Consider the following 20547-nt stretch of genomic DNA (forward strand, 5'->3'; position numbering starts at 1 on the left):
GAACAGAACTCCGCCCCCGGACCGCGGATCAGATCACTTTCAGGAAGTCCCGGAGCCCGCTCCGGCGCCACCGTGGCATTCGCAGTGGCAGTTCGGCTCCACCATCTGCGCGGAGAACTCCGCGAACCTGATCTCCGGTGTGACCCATGCACTCGTCATCGTCTTTCACCTCCCTCAGCCCGTCAGAAAGCGTGCTCGGACCTTGAAACGCTCGTCAGGTGCCGGACCCGGACCCGCTGTTCGAGCCGCACAGGCAAAGACAGTTGATAACCGCCAGGCTCAGCGAGAAGTCGTCGTGCCTGATCTCGGGCGTGGACCACGTGGTCATTGCTTCCACCTCCCTCGCGTACCGGTCGTGTGCCGGAGGGATCGCCGATCCCGACCGGCTGGATACTCCTCTTAGTACGGCGTTCCATCGGCGTTCCACCGGCTGTTCCATGTGCCGGGAGCGATCCGGGCGCCGTCGGGTCCGGCGCCCCTCCGGTCGGCTCCCTTCCGGATCCCGGTAACGTGCTGCTGTGCAGACGGCGTTCGTGCTCGGTGGCGGCGGTGTGCTCGGCGCGCACGAGGTGGGCATGCTTCAGGCGCTCGACGAGGAGGGCATCGTGCCCGACCTCGTGGTCGGCACGTCCGTCGGTGCCCTGAACGGCGTGCTGCTGGCCGCCGATCCCGGCCGCGCGGTGCAGCGGTTGTCGTCGCTGTGGCGGTCCGATGTGGTCCGTACGGCGTTCGCCGGTTCGTGGGTGACCCGGCTGTCCACCTTGGCGAAGACCGGTACCCATCTGCACCCGATCGGGCCGCTTCGAGCGTTGTTGAGCGAGATGCTGCCGGTTTCAGAGATCGAGGACCTGGTGGTGCCGTTCCAGTGCGTGGCGGCCTCGGTGGAGCGGGCCACCGCCCACTGGTTCGACCAGGGGCCGCTGGTCGACGCCGTCCTGGCCTCGTGCGCGGTGCCCGGGCTGCTGCCGCCCGTGTCCATCGGCGGCGAGCACTTCTTCGACGGCGGCCTGGTGCACAGCATCCCCGTCGGCCGGGCCGTGCACCTGGGGGCCAAGCGCGTCTACGTCCTGCACGTCGGGCGGATCGAGCGGCCGCTCAGCGTGCCGCGGCGGCCCTGGGAGGTGGGCATGGTGGCCTTCGAGATCGCGCGCCGGCACCGGTTCGCCGAGGAGATGGCCACGCTGCCGCCCGACGTCGAGGTGCACGTGCTGCCCGCCGGAGTGACGCGGCCGCTGTCGAACCTGCGCTACCGCGACCTGTCCCAGATCTCTCACTACATCGAACGCGCCCATCACGCATCTTCCCGATACCTGCGGACAGGAGGACGATGAAGACCTGAACATCCTGGAGGCCGACGTTGTTGCCCCCACGCATCCTGCGACGGCTCATCCTCGCCCCCCTGGTCATCGTGGTGACCGTGGTCGTGCTCATCACGTTGCCGGTGTGGGTCGGGGTGACGTTCGCCGCCTCACTGCGGCTGCCGCCGCCGCAGCGCCGTGGGCTGCGCTTCGTCTGGTTCGGGGTGGCCTGGCTGACGCTGGAGTCGGCGGTGCTCATCGCCTGCCTCGGGCTCTGGGTGGCGGGGGCGTTCGGCCGCGATCGGGATCAGGAGCGGCACTACGCGCTGATCAGGTGGTTCCTGACCAAGGTGTACGGCGCCGCCGTACGGATCTTCCGGCTCACCGTCGACATCCACGAACCGCCGCTCACCGAAGAGGAGCGGGCCGCCCGTCTGACCCGCCCGGTGATCGTCCTGGCCCGGCACGCGGGTCCCGGCGACTCCTTCCTGCTGATCTACCATCTCCTCTCCCTGTACGGCCGGCGGCCCCGGATCGTGATGAAGGCGGCGCTGCAGATCGACCCGTCGCTGGACGTGGTGATCAACCGGCTGCCGAACGCCTTCGTGCCCCGCCGTACCGCCGAGAGCGGCATCATCGATGAGATCAGGCGACTGTCGGCGCCCATGGACGAGGACGACGCGTTGGTGATCTTCCCTGAGGGCGGCAACTTCACCCCGCGCCGCCGCCGGCTGGCGATCCGGCGACTGGAGGAGAAAGGGCTGAAAGAGGAGGCGTCGCGGGCCCGCGGCATGGACCACCTGCTGCCGCCCCGCCCCGGCGGCGCCATCGCTGCCATCGAGTCCTGCCCGGCGGCCGACGTCATCTTCGTCGCGCACACCGGCCTGGACGACCTCATCACGATCGGCGACGTGTGGCACAAGCTGCCGGTCAGCGCGCACATCACCGCCAAATGGTGGCGGGTGCCCGCCTCGCGGATCCCCGTGGCGCGCGAGGCACGGATCCGCTGGCTGTACGACCAGTGGGAACTCATCGACGACTGGATCAGCGCCCAGCGGCTCACCCTGCACTAGCCCCCGGCGGCAGCGGCGGGACGGCGGGCGGGCCGTTCTCGATGAGGTCGAGCAGGGCGTCCGTGTCGAGATGCTGCTCGACCAGGTCCCCGAGCGCGTCCAGGCGGCTCTCCCGCAGCAGGGCGAAGTCGGTGTCCGGCGCCGGGACGAAGGCGCGCCCGGCCCGCTCGGCCACCTCGGTGAGGAAGGCGCGGCGGAAGCCGTCGTTCTCCAGCGCGCCGTGCCAGGTGGTGCCCCACACGTCGCCCACGCGGCAGCCGTCGAGGAACGGCTCGCCGCCTTCGACGGTCGCGACGCCGTGGTGGATCTCGTACGCGCTCACCGGATGCCCGTACGCGTGACCGGCCGGGCGGCCGAGCGTCTTGCCCGCGGCGAACCGCACCCGGACCGGAAGCAGGCCCAGGCCGTCGACCCGGCCGGCGCCCGACTCGACGTCATCGTGGATCTCGCGGGCGAGCATCTGGTAGCCGCCGCAGATGCCGAGAACGGGCCCGGTACGCCGCTGGACGGCGGCGGCCAGTCCCGTGTCGCGGAGCCAGGCCAGATCGTCGACCGTCGCGCGCGAGCCGGGCAGGACCACCAGGTCGGCGTCGTCGAGCTCCGCCGGGTCGGTCACGAAGTGGACGAGCACCCCGGGCTCGGCGGCCAGGGCGTCGAGGTCGGTGAAGTTGGAGATCCGCGGCAGCTTGACCACCGCCACGCGGAGCGTCTGGTCGCCGTGGGGCCGCTGCGGGGCGATCGAGCGGCTGCTGAGGGCCAGGGAGTCCTCGACGTCCATCCAGAGCCCGTCCAGCCAGGGCAGCACACCGTAGACGCGGCGGCCGGTGAGGTCTCTGAGCTGGTCCAGGCCGGGTTCGAGCAGCTCGACAGCGCCTCGGAACTTGTTCACGACAAATCCGGAAATGAGGGCTTGGTCGGCGGCGTCCAGCAGGCCGACCGTGCCGTAGAAGGCGGCGAAGACGCCGCCGCGGTCGATGTCACCCACCACGATCACGGGCAGGTTCGCCGCCCTGGCCAGGCCCATGTTGGCGATGTCGCCCCGGCGCAGGTTGATCTCCGCGGGGCTGCCGGCGCCCTCGCAGATGACCACGTCGTACGAGCTTCGCAGCCGGTCGAGCGAGGCCAGCGCGCTCTCGCGGAGCAGGTCCTTGAGCCGGCCGTACTCCATCGCGTCGACGTCGGCCACCGGCTGCCCCATGAGGACCACCTGGCTGCGGCGGTCGCTGCCCGGCTTGAGCAGGATCGGGTTCATGTCGGCGACGGGTTCGAGGCCCGCGGCCCGCGCCTGCGCGGCCTGGGCCCGGCCGATCTCGGCGCCGTCGGCGGTGACGTACGAGTTCAGTGACATGTTCTGGGCCTTGAACGGCGCCACGCGGACACCCTTACGGGCCAGCCAGCGGCAGATCCCGGCGGTGACGACGCTCTTGCCCGCGTCCGACGTGGTGCCCGCGACCAACAGCGCTCCGCTCTTCATGGCTCACATCGTAGGGCGGTACTGCTTTTGCTCACATCGCGCGTCAAAGCCGCTCACATCGTGAGCCGGTGCTCCTTCTCGCCGCGCCACTCCACGCTCAGCACCGTGGCGTCGTCCTGGAGCCGGCCGTGCTGGTGCGCGAGGATCGACTGGATCAGCCGGCGCAGCGTCTCCGGCGCCGAGACCCCGTCGGCTTCGCGGCGCACGACGAAGTCGGTGAACCGCTCAAGCCCGAACATCTCCCCCTCCGGGCTCTGCGCCTCGACGATGCCGTCGGTGTAGAAGAGCAGGCGGTCGCCGGGTTCGAGCTGGTAGTGCTCCAGACCGGCGGACAGGCCCAGCCGGAAGCCCATCGGCGGCGACGGCACCGTCTCCAGGATGGCGACCCGGCGGCCCCGCCGGATCACCAGCGGCGGATAGTGCCCGCGGTTGACCCAGGTCAGCTCGCCGGTCTTGAGGTTCAGGTCGGCGAGGATGCCCGTGGCGAAGCGGGTCATGTCGAACTGGTCGGCTATCGCCTCGTCGATGGCCTCGCTCGCCGCCAGCAGGCCGGTCCCCCGTCGCCGGTTGTTGCGGCAGGCGCCGACGGCGATCGTCGCGGTCAGCCCCGCGGAGATGTCGTGCCCCATGGCGTCGAAGATCGACAGATGCAGCGTGTCTCCGGCGATGGCGAAGTCGAACGCGTCGCCGCCCACGTCGTAGGCGGGCTCCAGGGCGGCGCTGACCACCACCTTGTCGTTGGCGAAGCTGCTGTTGGGCATCAGGTTCCACAGCACCTCGGCCGACAGGGTCATCGACTCCGCGCGCACCAGCGAGGCGTAGGTGTCGCTGATGGAGCGCTTGCTGATCACCATCAGGGAGACCAGGCCCGCCAGCTGCTTCACCAGCAGGTCGGCGGCCTCATCGTGGGCGGAGACGGTCACCGCCAGCATGCCGATCCGTTCGGTGCCGTCGAGCAGCGGCACCCACAGCCGCCGCCGGTCCTCGTCGGGCGGCGGCTCCGGCTCTCCTTCGACGGCGTGCTTGGCCTGAACGATCTCCACATTGCGATAGGCCCGCCCGGCGAGGGTGGAGTCGATGCGGATCGCCTGCAGCGACTCCCCCGCCGCGTCGCGCTGGCCGGGCAGCGGGACGAGATACTGCTGCTGCAGGTCGACCACGTAGATCGTGGCGTGGGAGAACCCGGCCGGCTCGGCGTGCAGAGCGAGCAGGGCCGGCAGGTCCTCGATCGTGGCCAGGTGACTCGCGTCCAGCAGGGCGCCCAGCATGGCCTCTCCCTCACCTCGCATGGGCGCGCCTCCTACGTCTCCCTGAGGCTTCATACCCCGATGAGAGCCCCTAGACCTGCTGGTTCTCCGCGAGGAGGAAGAGTTGGCGGCCGCCGCGTACTACGCTGCCAGGCATGCCCCGCGACGCCCTCATGGACTGGCTCTCCACGCGCGCTCCCGAGCAGTTGGCGCTCGTGGCCGATCGCGGCGCGCTACGCGTTCGCGGTCGCGAGCCGTCGCTGGAGGACTACGCCCATCTGCTCAACCAGGATCTTGTGGTCTCCCGGCTGGTGGGCTTCTGCACGCTCCCGGAGCTTCAGGTCCTGCGCGCGATCGCCTGGCTGGCCGCCCAGCGCTACGGCCCCTTCCCCGACGACTACTGGCGCACCCCCGACCCACGCCCGGTTCCCCGGGCCGAGCTGCTGACCCTCCTGGCGGGACAGGACCAGGACCTGCGGGCGGAGGCGGACGCCGCCCTGGCACGGCTGGCCGACCAGGCCCTGCTCCAGCCGCCCCATGGCGAGCAGTGCTCGGTGGCGCCCTACGTCCACCGGAACCTGGCGGACGGCATGGGGCTGGGCCGCTCCGTCGCCTACCTCGTCGCCCGCTATTTCAACGCGCCCGAGGTTCATCGCCTGGCCACCGTGCTGGGGCTGGACAAGGCGCCGAGCCGGGAAGCCGCCGAACGCGACGTCGTGGCGTACCTGACGGATCCGGTACGCCTGCGTGCCCTGCTGGACAAGGCGCCCGCCTCAGCGACGGAGCTGCTGGAGCGGCTCACGTACGAGGGGCCCATGGTCGAGGCCCACTGTTTCCACCAGGCAGGGTCGTACGGCAGCAACAAGTACGTCTTCGCCGGCGGTTCGGGACACGCCGGCGCGGACTGGCTGGCGGCGCGCGGGCTGCTGCTCCCAGCGGGCGTGCCCCACATAGCCGAACTGCCGGCCGAGGTCGCTATCGCGGTCCGGGGCGAGCTGCGGGCGACGTTCACCCCCTACCCTCCCGAGCCGCACGACCTGGAACGGGCCGAGGGCATCGAGCCAGCGGCCGCGGCGGCGTTGGCCACGCTCACCTGGCAACTCGAACGGTTGCTCGCCGGCTGCGCCGAACAGCCGCTCACCCTCCGCAAATCCGGCGGTGTCGCGGTGCGCGACACCAAACGCCTGGCCAAGGACATCGCCGACCCGGAGACCGCCCGCTTCCTGCTGGAGCTCTGCTTCCGCGCCGGCCTGCTGGGCCTCCTGGCCGAGCCCACCGAGCCGCCCGCGAACCGCCGCGCCAAGGTGCCGCCGCCCACCCAGGTCGTCCTGCCCACCACGGCCTATGACCGCTGGCTGTCGCGCACTCCCGCCCAGCGGCTGGTGCCGATCATCGCCGCCTGGACCGTGTGCCGCGACATCCCGCTCTGGTGGCCCGACCCCGACCAGACGCCCGTCGCCCTGGCCGGCCTGGACGACCCGGACGCCGTCAGCCTGCGTTACGCGCTGCTGGAGGCCCTGGGTGCCGCCCCTTCGCTGCGCGCGGCCGACGCGCTGCCGTACCTGGTGCCCGCGGCGACCTGGCACCGCCCCGCACGGATACCGCAGGGGGCGGCCGGTGCCCAGCGCATCGAGTCCACGCTCCGCGAGGCCGCGCTCCTCGGCGTCATCGGCCAGGGCGCCTTGACCCGGCTCGGCCACACCGTCCTCGACCTGCTCCGTACCGGCGAGGCATGGAAGAGCGCGGACGCCGCGCTCGCCCCGGTCCTGACCGACATGCTGCCCGCGCCCCGGACCACGGCCCGCTTCCAGACCGACCTGACCGCCGTGGTGAGCGGCGCCCCTGAGGCGAAACTGGCCGCCCTGCTCAACGCGGTCGGCGTGCGCGAGTCGGAAGGCCACGCGGTGGTGTGGCGCATCAGCCACGCCTCGGTACGCCACGCCCTCGACTCCGGCCACCAGCCGGACGCACTGCTCGACCAGCTCCGGGCCGTGGCGGAGGGCGAGCTGCCGCAGCCGCTGGAATATCTGATCAAGGACGTGGGACGGACGCATGGGCGGATGCGGGTGGTGCGATCCGGCTGCTGCATCCGCTCCGACGACGAGGCGCTGCTGGCCGAGCTCGTCCATGCCAAGCCGCTGCGCGCGCTCGGCCTGCGGTTGATCGCCCCGACCGTTTTGATCAGCGCCAGCCCGGAGCGGGAGACGGTGACCGCCCTGCGAGCGGCGGGCTACGCCCCGGCAGTGGAGGCCGAGACGGGCGCCACGCTGGTGGAACAGCCCGCCACGCGGCGCGCCCCCGACCCGCGTAGGCGTCGCCGTTAGGGCCCGCTAGCCGCGGCCACCATTCAGCGGACGCCGCGCCGACCGCTCGCGCTTTGGCAAGTCGTCAGTCCGGGGCTACTCCGGTGGCTGCTGCGGCTGACCGGGCTGTGTCGGCGGCTGACCGGGCTGCGATTCGCCTCCTCCGTAACGGCGCCGGACCGTGTCCGCGCCCTTTTCGACCTGGTCGTCGTACTTGTGGCCGGTCCGCTCCTTGGCGAACCGCTCGGCGCGATCCAGCACCTGGTCAGCCTGCTTGGAGTGCCCTCTGGCCAGGTCCTCGGCCTTCTTCAGCCATTCTCCGATGCGGCTCATAAGTGTTCCCCTCCTCGTGCCTTACAGTCGGCCCCTACCCAGAGGCGGCGCGAGGTCACACCGATGTCCGCGATATGAGACCTCTCAGGACATAGGGCATGATGCCGGCGAGCACGATGGCCGGGACCGACGTTGAGTCCCGGCCGGCCCGCTCGGGCTCCTACGATACGGCGCATGACCACGCACGGATTCACGCTCACCGCCGAGGGCCCGTTCGACTTCGGTGCCTCGCTGCGCTTCGTCGAGGACTGGCCGGCCACCAGCGCGCTGCCCTCCGACGGGCGGGCGCTGCGCTTCGCCTACTGCGCGGAGTCCGACTGGCTGCCCATCGGCGTGACCGTGACGGGCGCGCCGGGCGGGGTCGCCGTCGCCACGACGCGGCCCGCGGGGCCGGGCATCCGTGGCGAGGTGGCACGGATCCTGTCCCTCGACGTGGACGGCGCCGGTTTCGCCCGGCTCGGGGAGGCCGACCCGGTGCTCGGCGACCTGCAGCGGGCCCGGCCCGGCCTGCGGCCGGTGTGCTTCTGGAGCCCGTGGGAGGCGGCGTGCTGGGCGGTGATCGTACAGCGCTCGTCGATGCTCATCGCCGCCCGCCTCAAGCAGCGCATCGCGGAGCGGTACGGCGCGAAGGTCACCCTGGACGGACAGGTGTACCCGGCATTTCCCCCGCCCGTGACGCTGCTGGAGGCCGGCGGCCTGGGCCTGCCCGCGCAGAAGGAGGAGTGGGTGCGCGGGCTGGCCCGCGCGGCGCTCGACGGCCTGCTCACCACCGAGCACCTGCGCTCGCTCGCCCCGGAGGAGGCGCTGTCCGAGCTGCGGGCCCTGCCCGGCGTGGGGCCGTTCTCCGCCGGTCTCATCCTCATTCGCGGCGCGGGCGCGCCGGACGCGTTCCCGGGCGACGAGCCGCGCCTGTTCGCGATCCTGCGTGAGGCGTACGGCCTGCCGGAGGACGCGCCGCCGGCCGCGTACCGGAAACTGGCCGAGGCGTGGCGGCCCTACCGCTCCTGGGCCTCCTTCCTGTTCCGGGCCTCCACCTACGGCGTCATGGACGATCGGGATTGAGCACCGTCCCTGGTCTGCTCGGGTGCAGGTCTAGAGCGCGGAATCCGGGGCAGTCCGAGGGTCTTTGACGACTCTCGGGAGAATCCATGAGCGAAGCTGAGGCGATGGCACGCCGGGCGGCAGACAGCCCGGCTATGGACAAACTCGCGCGGGTTGGGCTGGTTTGTCGTGGCGTGCTTTATGGGCTGATCGGGGTGCTGGCGATCCAGATCGCGTTCGGCGGCGGCGGGAAGCAGGCCGACAAGAACGGGGCGATCAGTACGGTGGCCGCGCTGCCGTTCGGGGCCGTGCTCTTATGGATCATGGTCGTCGGGTTCGCCGCGCTGGCCCTGTGGCAGGCGTCCGAGGCGATCTTCGGCGCCCACAAGCTCAAGGACCGGGTCGAGCCGGCCAGCCGGACCGTGGTCTACGTGGTCATCTGCGCCGCACTGCTGACCATGCTGCTGACCGGCAAGACCGGGTCCGATGACAAGCGGTCACAGGACCTGACGGGCAAGCTGCTCGCGCTGCCGGCCGGGCAGATCATCGTGGGCCTGATCGGGCTCGGCATCGTCGCGCTCGGCGTCTACTGGGTGCGGTACGGCATCAAGAAGGAGTTCCGCAAGCAGCTCAGGCCGATGCCGCCGCGAGCCGGCGCGGTGATGGACCGGCTGGGACTCGCCGGGTACATCGCGCGCGGCCTGATCGCCGGCCTGGCCGGGGTCTTCGTGATCCAGGCGGCCATCACCTTCGACCCCGACAAGGCCGGGGGCATCGACGCGACGCTCAGGGCGTTCGCCGACACCCCGGCGGGGCCCTGGCTGCTGGCGGTGGTGGCGCTGGGGCTGCTGCTGTTCGCCGTGTACTGCTTGGGAGAGGCCCGCTGGCGGCGTACCTGAGCCGTCGCTTCCTACGGTGCACCGGGCGGCGCGCGCCCGGTGCGCCGTGGCGAGCGAGCCGGACGTAGGTCGATCCGCCACGACGGCGTGCCCTGTGATTGGCTGATCGGCATGGAAGCACCTTCTCTGAGCACGTCCACCGACTCGTTGCGTCACGTGACCGAGCTGCTGCGCGAACACCCGCTGATCGACGGGCACAACGATCTGCCCTGGGCGGCGCGCCAGCTCGTCGGCTACGACTTCGACCGGCTCGAGATCAGCGGTGACACCTCCGATCGGACCCATACCGACCTGCCCCGGCTGGCGGCCGGGATGGTCGGCGGGCAGTTCTGGTCGGTTTTCGTGCCGTGCGGGCTGCCCGGTGGGCAGGCGGTCACCGCGACCTTGGAGCAGATCGACTGCGTACGAGCCATGGTCCGGCGCTACCCCGACCAGCTGGCCCTGGCGACCACGGCCGACGAGGTGGAGCGCGTCTTCGCCGGTGGGCGGATCGCGTCGCTGATGGGCGCCGAGGGCGGTCATTCGATCGACTGCTCGCTGGGGACGCTGCGGATGCTGTACGCCCTCGGCGTCCGCTACATGACGCTGACCCACAACGACAACACCCCCTGGGCCGACTCCGCGACCGACGAGCCGGTGCACCACGGGCTGTCCGCGTTCGGGGAGGAGGTCGTACGGGAGATGAACAGGCTGGGCATGCTGGTCGACCTGTCCCACGTGTCGGCCGACACGATGCGGCACGCCCTGCGCGTGACGCGGGCGCCGGTGATCTTCTCCCATTCGTCGGCGCGCGCGATCTGTTCCGCGCCGCGCAACGTACCGGATGACGTGCTGGAGACGCTGGCGGGCAACGGCGGGGTGTGCATGGCCGTGTTCGTGCCCTCCTTCGTGTCGCAGGCCAACTGGGAATGGCGGCAGGCGGGCACCGACGCCGCCCGCACGGCCGGGGTGAACACCCATGACTACGAGGCGACCCACGAGTTCCTGGCCACCTGGGAGAAGTCGCACCCCAAGCCCGCTGTCACGCTCGACGACGTGGTGGCGCACCTCGAGCACATCCGCGAAGTGGCCGGTATCAACCATCTCGGCATCGGCGGCGACTACGACGGGTGCGACGGGCTGCCCGTCGGCCTGGAAGACGTGCGCGGCTACCCTCGGCTGTTCGCGGCCCTGGCCGACCGGGGCTGGTCCGACGACGATCTGGCGAAGGTGGCCGGGCGCAACGTGCTGCGGGCGCTGCGCGGCGCCGAGGCCACCGCCGCCGACCTGCGGGATCGCGAGCAGCCGAGCACGGTACGGTTCAGCGCGGCCGCCGGCTCATAACGACTACCCGTCCCAGATCTCGTCTGAGCGCCCGTCCAGTGGCAGGCAGACCGTGAGGGCGCCCGGGACGGCCTTCGCCTTGAGGCGGGTGGTGGCCTCGCGGTCGCCGCCGTCGAGCTCGTACGTCAGCGGAGCGCCGAACCGGGCGGACACCTTCCTGGCGCGGGTGATCCGGACGAACGGCGAGTCGTCGGAGCGTCCCGTGGCCATCCTGCCGATCACCCGGGCCCATTGGACCGGCCCCTGGGCGGTGGAGACCCCGACGTCCAGCCAGCCGTCGTCCGGCTGGGCGTCGTCGAACGCCTCGATGCCGCCGGCGATCGTGCTCACGTTGCCCAGCAGCAGGCAGCTCGCCTCCCCGTCGAACCAGGTCGTCCCATCGATCTTGATCTCCATCGGCACCAGCGGCCCGCCGACGTGCCGGACGGCCGCCTTGACGTAGCTGAGCCTGCCGAGCCGCTCCTTGGCCTGCCTGTCGGCGTCGGCGATCATCTCGGCCTCGAACCCGGCCCCCGCCATCACCGCGAAGTGCTCGCCGTTCAGCACTCCCAGGTCCAGCTTCTCCCGGCGGCCATGGAAGCCGATGCGTACCGCTTCTTCGAGGTCGATGGGGATGCCGACGTTGTTGGCGAACAGGTTCCCGGTCCCCGCCGGGAGGACCGCCATCGGCACTCCGGAGCCGGCCATCACGTCGGCGCACCGTTGCACCATGCCGTCGCCGCCCCAGACGAACACCAGGTCGGCGCCCTTCTTGAGCGCCTCGCGGACCTTCTTGCGCGCCTTCTTGCTCTTGGGCACCTCGTACCAGAGGAGCTCGCCGACGTCCTCTTCGGTGATGAGCACGCGCAGCCTGTCCAGGCCTGCGCCGAGAGTCTTCTTGCGGTGCGCGACGACCGCCACGGTGGGGGACATGGTCACCGGACTACCCTCGGCACCGGTTTTCAGGCAGGAATCAATGGCCGCTGTCTGGGTAGCCGAGCGCGAATGCCGAACGAGGGAGGATCAGGACAGTGAGCCGCCAATGGGTCAAAGCTCGCGTCGATCCTGACCGCAGTCTGGGGCTGCGGCTGACGATCGCCAGCCTCGCGGTGGCGCTCATCATGGTCCCGTTCAGCCTGTTGCTCGTCGTGGCCAAGATGCCGGTCAACGGGCTGGACAAGCACGTCGCCGATGATCTGCACGCGTACGCGATCACCCATCCAGGCGTGACCAGGGTGCTCATCGTGTGGACGGATCTGTTCGGCCCGTGGCCGTGGCGGATCGCGGTCATCGTGTTCGCCGCCTGGCTGTGGCACAAGGGCGCGCGACGGCTGGCCGTCTGGGCCATCGCCACCATCACCGTGGGCGGGCTGCTCGGCCTGGCACTCAAGATCATTACTGCCCGCGCCAGACCGCACCTGCCGGATCCCGTCGCGCTCGCGCCCGGCGACTCCTTCCCGTCGGGCCACGCGGTCAACGTGACGCTCGGCGCGGGAGTGGTCGTCCTGCTCCTCCTGCCCATGCTGCCCCGGTGGGGGCGGCGCCTGACCTGGGCCGTCGCCTGGTTTTTGGTGCTGTCGGTCGGCTACACCCGGATCGCGCTCGGCGTGCACTGGGTGAGCGACGTGGTCGCCGGGATCATCCTGGGCGTGGCCGTGGTCGCCGCCACCGCGGCGGGATTCGAGACGTGGCGGCGCGAGCAGGGCCGCAGGCCCAGCTCGCCGCTGGCCGAAGGAGTGGAACCCGAGTCAGAGAAGGTGACCCATGACCAAAGCTGAGCACGTGAAGTATTACGCGCTGACGATCTTATTGCCGATGCTGCTGATGGCCGCGGTGACGTTCGGCGTGGGCAAGCTGATCGTCGCCTGGCCCACCGGCGAGGCGGAGGTGAGCCGGAGCCTGGCCGCCGGCCGCACCCCGCTGTGGAACACGCTCACCGACTTCGGCACCAGCCTCTCGGACACTCCCTACATCGTGGCACTCACCGCGATAGCCGCGATCGTCTTCAGACTCGTGTACAAGCGCTGGCGGGAATCGATCTTCCTGATCGCGGCCGTCTGGAGCCAGTCGCTCATCTTCCTGGCCACCACCACACCCGTCGGCCGGCACCGGCCGCCGGTACAGCACATCGACCCGGCCCCGCCCACCTCCAGCTTCCCGTCGGGGCACGTCAGCGCCGCCGTCGGGTTCTACTGCTCGGTCGCGCTCATCCTGAGCATGCACGTCCGCAACAGGGCGCTCCAGGTGGTGATCTGGGTGCTCGGCATCGCCGCCCCGCTCATCGTCGCCTTCTCCCGCCTGTACCGGGGCATGCACTTCCTCACCGACATCACCTGGGGCCTGCTGCTCGGCATCGGCTGCGTGGTGATGGCCGCTCGGGCGATCTTGTACCGGCGTGACAGGCAGCGTGGGCATCAGGCGCCGGAGCTCGTTCGACCGGCGTAGATGGCTCCTATTTGAGAACGTGGCCGACGAGCTTCCCGCCGTTCCCGGCGACGGCCAGGCAGTACGCCGTCCTGCTCTTCGGCCAGTCCTGCTCCGCTGGGACGATCTCGATGAAGCCGACCTCCTCCCTCCTCGATGCCACGTACCGCAGCCTGGGCGCGCAGCCGTTCTCGGCCAGCCGTCGCATCTCGGCCAGGCCCGGCCATGGGCCGTCGGCGATGACGTACCTGGCCCCGTACTCCGCCGAGTGCGGCACCGTGCAAGGCACCACGGTCACCATGAAGCTCTCGGGCATGGGCTCGATGCAGTCGCCGGGGCGTAGTTCGGTGGCGTGATACTGCACCCCGGCTGCCGGGCTCGCCGCCCCGCTGGAAGATTCGGCGGACGGGGCGGGCTGCGCCGATACGGCTGGAGGCGTCGCTACGGCGGGGGGCGTGGCGCTGCAGCCCAAGAGTGCGGCCAGCAGGCACACGCCCGCGAGTAAGGGACGGGTCATGGGACCGGATGATGGCAGGTGAAGATCACGCGGCAGTTTCGTGGGACGTTTGCGAGCCGGCCTCGGGGTAGCGAGTTGAGTTCATGAGCGACCTGGAGACTGGCACCATCACCACCAAGGTGCCCGCGAGACTCGATCGGCTGCACTGGTCACGCTGGCACTGGATGATCGTCATCGGCCTCGGCACCGTCTGGATCCTGGACGGGCTCGAAGTGACCATCGTGGGCAACCTCTCGGCCCAGCTCGCCAAACCCGGAAGCGGCCTGGACATCACGCAGGCGCAGGTCGCCGGCCTGGCCGCCGCGCTGTACGTCGCGGGTGCCTGCTCGGGGGCGCTGTTCTTCGGCTGGCTGACCGACCGGTTCGGCAGGAAGAAGCTGTTCCTGATCACGCTGGTCGTCTACCTGGTCGCGACCCTGATGACCGCGTTGTCGTTCGACGCGTGGTGGTTCTTCCTGTTCAGGTTCATGACGGGCTTCGGCATCGGCGGGGAGTACGCGGCGATCAACTCGGCCATCGACGAGCTGATCCCGAGCGCCCACCGGGGGCGGATCGACATCATCATCAACGGCAGCTACTGGCTCGGGGCGGCGGGCGGCGCCCTGCTGACCGTGCCGCTGCTGAACGACCTACCGGTCAACATCGGCTGGCGCGTCGCCTTCGGGCTGGGCGTGGTGCTTGGTCTGGCCATTCTGCTCGTACGGCGCCACGTACCGGAAAGCCCGCGCTGGCTGTTCATCCACGGCCGTGGCCAGGAGGCCGAGGAGATCGTCGACGACATCGAGCGCCAGGTGGGCGGGGACCTGCCGGAGCCGGCGCAGTCGATGACGATCCATCAGCGCAAGTCCATCGGGTTCGTCCGGATCGCGCACACCATGGTGGCGCTCTATCCCAAGCGGACGGTGCTCGGCCTGTCGCTCTTCATCGGCCAGGCGTTCCTGTACAACGCGATCACCTTCGGGTACGCGCAGATCCTGTCCACGTTCTTCAAGATCGACACCCATACCGGCTACTACTTCGCGGTCATCGCGGTCGGCAACTTCCTGGGCCCGCTGCTGCTCGGGCGGCTCTTCGACACGGTCGGCCGGATCCCGATGATCTCCGCCACGTACATCGGATCGGGGCTGTTGCTGCTCGGCACGGCCTGGCTCTTCAACCAGGGGATGCTCACGGCGGTGACGCTGACGGCCTGCTGGTCGGTGGTGCTGTTCGTGGCCTCGGCGGGAGCCAGTTCGGCGTATCTGACGGTCAGCGAGATCTTCCCGATGGAGACGCGGGCGATGGCCATCGCGTTCTTCTTCGCCATCGGCACGGCGGCGGGCGGCATCGCGGGCCCGCTCGTCTTCGCCCACCTGGTCGAGACGGGTGTGCCGGGCGACACGGCGCTGGCCTTCTCGATCGGTGCCATCATCATGATCCTGGCGGGTCTGGTGGAGCTCTTCCTGGGCGTCAAGGCCGAACGCAAGGGTCTGGAGGAGATCGCCACTCCCCTGACTGCCGCCGAGACAGGCCAGGCGGCATGACGACCGGCCATGGGCAGCGGACGGGCTAGGGCCGGAGGTCGTTGGAGAGGTTGATCCGGATCTCCGTGTTGCGGTATCCGGCGCGCCCGAACGCGGCCGCCATCGGCGCGTTGCCCACGTCGGTGGTGGCGGTGACGCGTGGCTCTCCGTTGGCCGCGTGGATGCGAGTGATCTCGGCGAGTATTTCGTCCACGTAGCCGCGCCCCCGGAGCTCCGGGACCACCCCCAGATATCCGACGTTCACGTTGTACGGCGTCGCCGAGGGGATCGCCATTCCCGCCACCTCGCCCTCATGCGTGTAGGCGATCCGCCACCACTCCCGCTTGCCCGGCGCCCTGAGATAGAAGTCCATCTCTTCGCGCGCGGTCGTGTCCACGCCCTTGGCCGCCAGGCTCGCACGGGTCTGGGCGTCCAGGCTGCCCTCGGCGATTCTCGTGAACACCGTCAGGAACTCCTCATCGGACGCCTCGGCGAACCGCAGCACGCCGGTCGCCGGGGGCACCCCGTCGGCGGGTGTCCACTCGAACTGCAGCCGCTCCACTTCCCGGGTGAGGCCGGCCGCGTGTGCTGCCGCCCGCCGCCATTCCACGGCCATCGAAGTGGCCGGATCGTCGCGCCAGCCGCCGGCCGCCTTGATCGCGTACTGCACCGGCCGCGGGAATCCGGTCAGCGCGGCCCTGATCAGCTCGGCGGCGACGGCGGTGCGGTCACCCGCCGCAGGGTCCACGTCGAGGCAGTCGAGCGCGACCGGGTGCGCGCTGTCCCTCGGCCCCCACCACAGTGCCCGTCCCACGACCTGGTGGTCGACCTCGGCGATCCAGGTCCATTCCGGCCGGTACATGTTCTCGGCCAGATCCGCGAGGTAACGGTCGGCGGGGATCCAGCCGACGGGCTCGGTCACGCTCCACGCGGTCACGCGGTCGAGGTCGGCGGGGACGGTAGGGCGGTAGGAGATCATCTAAAGAAAGTACCTAACTTTTGTCATCATCTGAGCTAAATGTCCGGTCATTCCTTGAAGCCCGCACAGGTGAGGGGTGAGATTCGCGGCGGCGCCTGAACACGCGTCACTCGGCCGTGTGTGCGACGATGGCGGCGGCCAGCTCCTCGTGCACCTCAGGCGGCAGTGTGTGGCCCATCCCCTCCACGATCATCAGCCGCGCCCCTGGGATCTGCTCGGCGATGATCGCGCTGTGGCCCGGTTTGGCCGGCTCGTGGCTGCCCTCGATGACCAGGGTGGGTGCCTTCACCTGATGGAGTACGCCCACCGGCTCGAAGTCGGGCTTGGCCATGGCGGCCAGCCGGTGGTTGGCCACCGCCGACAGGTCGCGGGCCCGGTCGTAGATCCGTTCCTGCAGCCGCCGCGCCGCGTCCTCGTCGAACGGCAACCCGGTGCCGTGCAGCAGCCGCTGCTCAGCGATCATGCCGTCGATCCGCGCGCGCCGATCCGCCGGTGGCGGCGCGGCCATCAACCTACGGTAGAAGTCCACGAACTCCGGCGCCGGCTCCGGCAGGCTCCCCTCGGGCTGCGGCTGCCCCATCAGAGCCCGCATGATCACCTGGCCCTCGCCGCCGCCCAGCGGGGAGGAGCCGATGACGGTCAGCGACCGCACCCGCTCCGGCCGCTCCACCGCGGCGAACTGGCCGAGCAGGCCGCCCGCCGAGTGACAGACCAGGTGCGCGCTCGCCAGGCCGTGGTCGTCCATCACGCGGTAGACGTCGTTCTTGATGTCATCCCATGTGTACGGCTGCGCCGCGAAGTCGACGGTGCCCGACATGCCGGTGTCGCGGTGGTCGTACCGGATCACCCGGCGGCCCCCGGCGCTCAGCCGGCCGACGAACTCGTCCGGCCACAGGATGCCCTGCGACATCGAACCCATGATCAACAGGATCGGCGCATCCGTCTCGGCGCCGAACTCTTCGCTCCAGATGTTCACGTTTTGCATGCCTCAAAGCATGCCGTCCCCGGCTACGGGCGCCTTCTGTAGAACTACTAGTGGCGCCACATCCGTACGGGAAGGAAGAACGGCCGCGGCTCTGGACAATGTGCTGCCCACGTGATCTGACGGAGTAAGAGCGTCAACGATCACGAACAGGAGTACCTGGACATGAGCGACACGCTGCGACTCCACATCGCCGGCCCCGCCCTGCTGGAGCGAGCCCGTGACCTGCGCCCACTGATCGAGCGCGAGGCGGCCGCCGCCGAGGCGCAGGGCAGGCTCACCACGCCCGTCGTGGATGCCCTGCATGAGGCGGGACTTTTCGGTATATGGGTGCCTACGCCGCTGGGCGGCGCCGAGTTGTCCCCCAGGGAGCTGCTCGCCGTCTTCGAGGAGCTGTCGTACGCCGACCCCTCGACCGGCTGGGTGGTCATGGCCACCACTCTGGAGAACGGCACGGCCGGCGCCTACCTGGGTGACGAGGCCGTCGCGCGGATCTTCACGGGCCCGCGGATGCCGGTCATCGCGGGCCAGGGCACCCGGCCGGGCACCGCCGTACGCGAAGACGGCGGTTTCCGTCTCAGTGGCCAGTGGGGTTTCGCCTCGGGCATGCCGCACGCCCAGTACGCCCACAGCCTGGGCGCCATCGAGGGCACCGACGAGTCCCGGATCTTCATCACCCCGATCGAAGACGTCAAGATGCTCGGCAACTGGGACGTCCTGGGTCTGCGCGCCACAGGCAGCATCGACTACGCCATCGACGGCGCCTTCGTACCGGAGTCGCAGACGCATATCGTCACGCACAACGAACCGCTGCGCGGCGGCGCGATCTTCCGGCTCGGCGTCCTCGACCAGGCGATGATCTGTCACTCCGGCTGGGCGCTCGGTGTCGGCCGCCGGCTGCTCGATGAGCTGAGCCGGCACGCCGGGGCGCGGGCCGGGCGGCCCGGCCAGATCGCCGCCAGCGATGCCTTCCACGCCGACTTCGCCCGCGCCGAGGCGGCGTTCCGTGCGGCCAAGGCCCTAGTGCAGGAGACCTGGGACGACACCGAACGCACCCTGGACGCGGGCCGGACGCTCGACGTACGCCAGGAGACGATGGTGCGGCTCGCGCTCAACCACATCACGTCGACGATCGCCGAGGTTGCCCGGTTCGTCTACGCGTCGGGCGGCACCTCGGCACTGCGCGACGGGCTGATCCAGCGGCTGTTCAGGGACGTCCACGCCGGCACCGCGCACATCACCTCGGGCCCGCAGGTGCTTCAGGAGTGCGGCCGGGAACTGGCCGGGCTGGCGCCGGGCCAGTCCTGGATGCTCTTCGCCCTGGAGGCGTGAGGCGCCCTGGAGGCGTGAGGGGCACCCGAACCCAGGGCTCGGGTCGTCGCTCGGGAGCGGTGACAGCTCGCCCGGGCGCCAACGAGTCGACCTCGGCCAGGACGTCGATGGCGGTCTCGCAGGCGCGAGCGGCCCACGCGGTGTCGATACCGGTCCCGGTGCGGTCGCGGGGGCCCATGGGCGCGACCGCTTGCGACAGCAGTCGGAGGGTGGTCTCGCTCGGGTTGGCGAACGCGATGAGGACCATCTCAGCCAGGGTACGGGGGGCGCCTTCGGGCCACAGTGGTCTCTGGTGAGATCCGGGGTGCGCGTCCCGGCCTCGGCGATGGACGCCATGATCCACCCGTACCCGGGACTCAGGCCAGGCCATCCCCTTGAGTGCCAGAACCTTCGGGGAGAAGCTTGCATCCAATAGCCCGTGGACATCACGCGGCACGGCGGCGGAGTTGAGGCGGCGCACCAGCGCCGGATCCTGTTGCGACGCGCACGAGCCGCCCGGGTGGTGTATATGTCACATCGTAGGTCCGTACAGCGAACGGTGTTCCCGTGCCCAATATGCTCGATCTCCTCAAGCCGCCGCACGGTCCCAAGGAAGAAACGCAGCTGTCGATCGTCAAGGCGCTCATGGCGCGGCCGTATCTGAGAGCAGACCTGGCAAGGCCGACCGGTCGGGTGGCCAACACGATCAGCACTGCGATCGACGAGCTGCGCGGCCGCAACATCATCGCGCCGGCGAAGCGTGGCAGCAGGGAGGACATCCGGCTCATGCCGCTCACCGGCGTCGCAGTCGGCGTCGAGCTGGGATACCAGCACATGGTGGTCGCCGCGCGCCTGGCGCACCAGTCCTTCGACGAGGCCGAGACCGAGTTCCTGGAGAACGGCGCGGCGCAGGGCCGGGAAAGCTGGCTGCCCGCCCTGGTGAGCGCGATCCGCAAGGTGGTCATCAAGGTCGGCGGCGGGCCCAACGAGCTGGCCACCATCGGCATGGGCATCCCGAGGGTGGTCGATCCGCAGCAGCAGACCCTCGTGCCGCCGGTGCTGCCACCCTGGCAGGAGGGCGAGAATCCCGCCGCGGCGCTGACGAAGCAGCTGGCCCGGGCCAAGGACATGAGCGTGCCGGCCAACCTGCGCGTACGGCTGGACAACGACGCCAATCTCGGCGCGTACGCCGAACACGTCTACACCCACCCGCACCAGGAGACACTGATCTACATCAAGGCGTCCACCGGGGTGGGCGCGGGGATCATCATCGGCGGAAAGCTCTTCCGCGGAGCCAAGGGGTGCGCGGGGGAGATCGGCCACACCATGGTCCAGCCGGACGGCCGCTTCTGCCTGTGCGGCGGGCGCGGCTGCCTGGAGACGTTAGTGGGCGCGGACGCGATGCTGCGCGACGCCCAGGCCATGCTGGGCGACAAGATCTTCACCAGGCCTTTCAGCGTCAACCAGCTCGTCGATCAGGCGGAGGCCGGAAATCCGATCTGCCGGCGCATCGTGCGCGACGCCGCGACTCTGCTCGGCCAGAGCATCGGCAACGTGTGCAACCTGCTCAACCCAAACGTGATCGTCCTCGGCGGGGTTTTCGGCCGGGCGGGGGACCTCGCCATCAAGGCGTGCAACGAAGGGATCAGCAGGACCGCCATGGCCGCCGCCCAGTCGGAGAGGCCGTTGGTCGTCGCCACCGAGTCGCCCCGCGCGACCGCGCACGGCGCGCTTCTGCTGGGAATCGACGGCGAAGGCCGAGCATGAATTGTGGCTTTCGGGACCTCGTCGACCCGATAATGACCTCAAATTGAGCAAAAGCCTCGCGGCTTTCTCATATACGGCGGCGGTACTATCATTGG

At 70.2% G+C, this 20547-nt stretch carries 19 protein-coding genes; 11 read left to right on the plus strand and 8 right to left on the minus strand.

Annotation, left to right across the window (positions count from 1 at the left end; all coding sequences use genetic code 11):
* Positions 1-39 precede the first annotated feature (39 nt).
* Positions 40-159 (minus strand): StsA family sactipeptide RiPP, encoded by a 120-nt coding sequence (gene stsA, locus AB0C30_RS39505; protein ID WP_357953671.1) that lies wholly within the window; start codon positions 157-159, stop codon positions 40-42.
* A 359-nt stretch (positions 160-518) separates the two neighbouring features.
* Here stsA and AB0C30_RS39510 point away from each other — a divergent pair, with 359 nt between their 5' ends.
* Together AB0C30_RS39510 and AB0C30_RS39515 are read left to right on the plus strand one after the other, a co-directional pair.
* Positions 519-1331, plus strand: a complete 813-nt coding sequence (locus tag AB0C30_RS39510; RefSeq protein ID WP_357953673.1) for a patatin-like phospholipase family protein — start codon at positions 519-521, stop codon at positions 1329-1331.
* A 29-nt stretch (positions 1332-1360) separates the two neighbouring features.
* A complete protein-coding gene (locus tag AB0C30_RS39515) occupies positions 1361-2371 on the plus strand; it encodes a 1-acyl-sn-glycerol-3-phosphate acyltransferase (protein ID WP_357953675.1) in 1011 nt (336 codons plus the stop codon).
* On the opposite strand, the gene AB0C30_RS39520 is transcribed toward AB0C30_RS39515, so the two are convergent.
* Positions 2358-3845, minus strand: a complete 1488-nt coding sequence (locus AB0C30_RS39520) for a cobyric acid synthase (RefSeq protein WP_357953677.1) — start codon at positions 3843-3845, stop codon at positions 2358-2360. The two genes, AB0C30_RS39515 and AB0C30_RS39520, sit on opposite strands and share 14 nt — an antisense overlap.
* Before the next feature lie 53 nt (positions 3846-3898).
* A complete protein-coding gene (locus AB0C30_RS39525; protein ID WP_357953679.1) occupies positions 3899-5134 on the minus strand; it encodes a PP2C family protein-serine/threonine phosphatase in 1236 nt (411 codons plus the stop codon).
* Positions 5135-5247: 113 nt separating this feature from the next.
* Here AB0C30_RS39525 and AB0C30_RS39530 point away from each other — a divergent pair, with 113 nt between their 5' ends.
* Entirely contained in the window at positions 5248-7416 is a 2169-nt protein-coding gene (locus AB0C30_RS39530) for a helicase-associated domain-containing protein (protein ID WP_357953681.1), read from the plus strand.
* 75 nt (positions 7417-7491) lie between these two features.
* Here AB0C30_RS39530 and AB0C30_RS39535 read toward each other — a convergent pair whose 3' ends face one another.
* Positions 7492-7728 carry an antitoxin gene (locus AB0C30_RS39535; RefSeq protein ID WP_357953683.1) on the minus strand — a complete coding sequence of 79 codons (237 nt, stop codon included), beginning with the start codon at positions 7726-7728 and terminating at the stop codon, positions 7492-7494.
* A gap of 174 nt (positions 7729-7902) precedes the next feature.
* Between AB0C30_RS39535 and AB0C30_RS39540 the strand changes: the two genes are divergently transcribed.
* The 3 genes from AB0C30_RS39540 to AB0C30_RS39550 all read left to right on the plus strand — a co-directional run bounded on the left by AB0C30_RS39540 (position 7903) and on the right by AB0C30_RS39550 (position 10991).
* The gene (locus tag AB0C30_RS39540) at positions 7903-8790 is read left to right on the plus strand and encodes a hypothetical protein (protein ID WP_357953684.1); all 888 of its coding nucleotides are present in this window, start codon (positions 7903-7905) and stop codon (positions 8788-8790) included.
* A gap of 86 nt (positions 8791-8876) precedes the next feature.
* On the plus strand, positions 8877-9668 hold the full coding sequence (locus AB0C30_RS39545; RefSeq protein ID WP_357953686.1) for a DUF1206 domain-containing protein: 792 nt from the start codon (positions 8877-8879) through the stop codon (positions 9666-9668).
* Positions 9669-9779: 111 nt separating this feature from the next.
* A complete protein-coding gene (locus tag AB0C30_RS39550) occupies positions 9780-10991 on the plus strand; it encodes a dipeptidase (protein WP_357953688.1) in 1212 nt (403 codons plus the stop codon).
* A gap of 3 nt (positions 10992-10994) precedes the next feature.
* On the opposite strand, the gene AB0C30_RS39555 is transcribed toward AB0C30_RS39550, so the two are convergent.
* Positions 10995-11903 (minus strand): diacylglycerol kinase family protein, encoded by a 909-nt coding sequence (locus AB0C30_RS39555; protein ID WP_357953945.1) that lies wholly within the window; start codon positions 11901-11903, stop codon positions 10995-10997.
* A 98-nt stretch (positions 11904-12001) separates the two neighbouring features.
* Here AB0C30_RS39555 and AB0C30_RS39560 point away from each other — a divergent pair, with 98 nt between their 5' ends.
* Both AB0C30_RS39560 and AB0C30_RS39565 read left to right on the plus strand, forming a co-directional pair.
* Complete coding sequence (locus tag AB0C30_RS39560; RefSeq protein WP_357953690.1) at positions 12002-12748, plus strand: phosphatase PAP2 family protein; 747 nt, start codon at positions 12002-12004, stop codon at positions 12746-12748.
* Positions 12735-13415: a phosphatase PAP2 family protein gene (locus AB0C30_RS39565; RefSeq protein WP_357953692.1), complete on the plus strand. Its 681-nt coding sequence runs from the start codon at positions 12735-12737 to the stop codon at positions 13413-13415. The genes AB0C30_RS39560 and AB0C30_RS39565 overlap by 14 nt, the downstream gene beginning before the upstream one ends.
* Before the next feature lie 7 nt (positions 13416-13422).
* On the opposite strand, the gene AB0C30_RS39570 is transcribed toward AB0C30_RS39565, so the two are convergent.
* Positions 13423-13911: a hypothetical protein gene (locus AB0C30_RS39570; protein WP_357953694.1), complete on the minus strand. Its 489-nt coding sequence runs from the start codon at positions 13909-13911 to the stop codon at positions 13423-13425.
* 83 nt (positions 13912-13994) lie between these two features.
* Between AB0C30_RS39570 and AB0C30_RS39575 the strand changes: the two genes are divergently transcribed.
* Entirely contained in the window at positions 13995-15434 is a 1440-nt protein-coding gene (locus tag AB0C30_RS39575; protein ID WP_357953696.1) for an MFS transporter, read from the plus strand.
* Positions 15435-15459: 25 nt separating this feature from the next.
* Here the strand turns inward: AB0C30_RS39575 and AB0C30_RS39580 are convergent, their stop codons facing one another.
* Both AB0C30_RS39580 and AB0C30_RS39585 read right to left on the minus strand, forming a co-directional pair.
* Positions 15460-16392 (minus strand): GNAT family N-acetyltransferase, encoded by a 933-nt coding sequence (locus AB0C30_RS39580; protein ID WP_357953698.1) that lies wholly within the window; start codon positions 16390-16392, stop codon positions 15460-15462.
* A gap of 106 nt (positions 16393-16498) precedes the next feature.
* Positions 16499-17377, minus strand: a complete 879-nt coding sequence (locus AB0C30_RS39585) for an alpha/beta fold hydrolase (RefSeq protein ID WP_357953700.1) — start codon at positions 17375-17377, stop codon at positions 16499-16501.
* A 162-nt stretch (positions 17378-17539) separates the two neighbouring features.
* Between AB0C30_RS39585 and AB0C30_RS39590 the strand changes: the two genes are divergently transcribed.
* Both AB0C30_RS39590 and AB0C30_RS39595 read left to right on the plus strand, forming a co-directional pair.
* A complete protein-coding gene (locus AB0C30_RS39590; RefSeq protein WP_357953701.1) occupies positions 17540-18706 on the plus strand; it encodes an acyl-CoA dehydrogenase family protein in 1167 nt (388 codons plus the stop codon).
* Positions 18707-19261: 555 nt separating this feature from the next.
* Entirely contained in the window at positions 19262-20452 is a 1191-nt protein-coding gene (locus AB0C30_RS39595; RefSeq protein WP_357953703.1) for an ROK family protein, read from the plus strand.
* Positions 20453-20547: the final 95 nt, after the last annotated feature.

This window comes from Nonomuraea sp. NPDC048901 (genome assembly GCF_040649695.1).
Taxonomy (GTDB): Bacteria; Actinomycetota; Actinomycetes; order Streptosporangiales; family Streptosporangiaceae; genus Nonomuraea.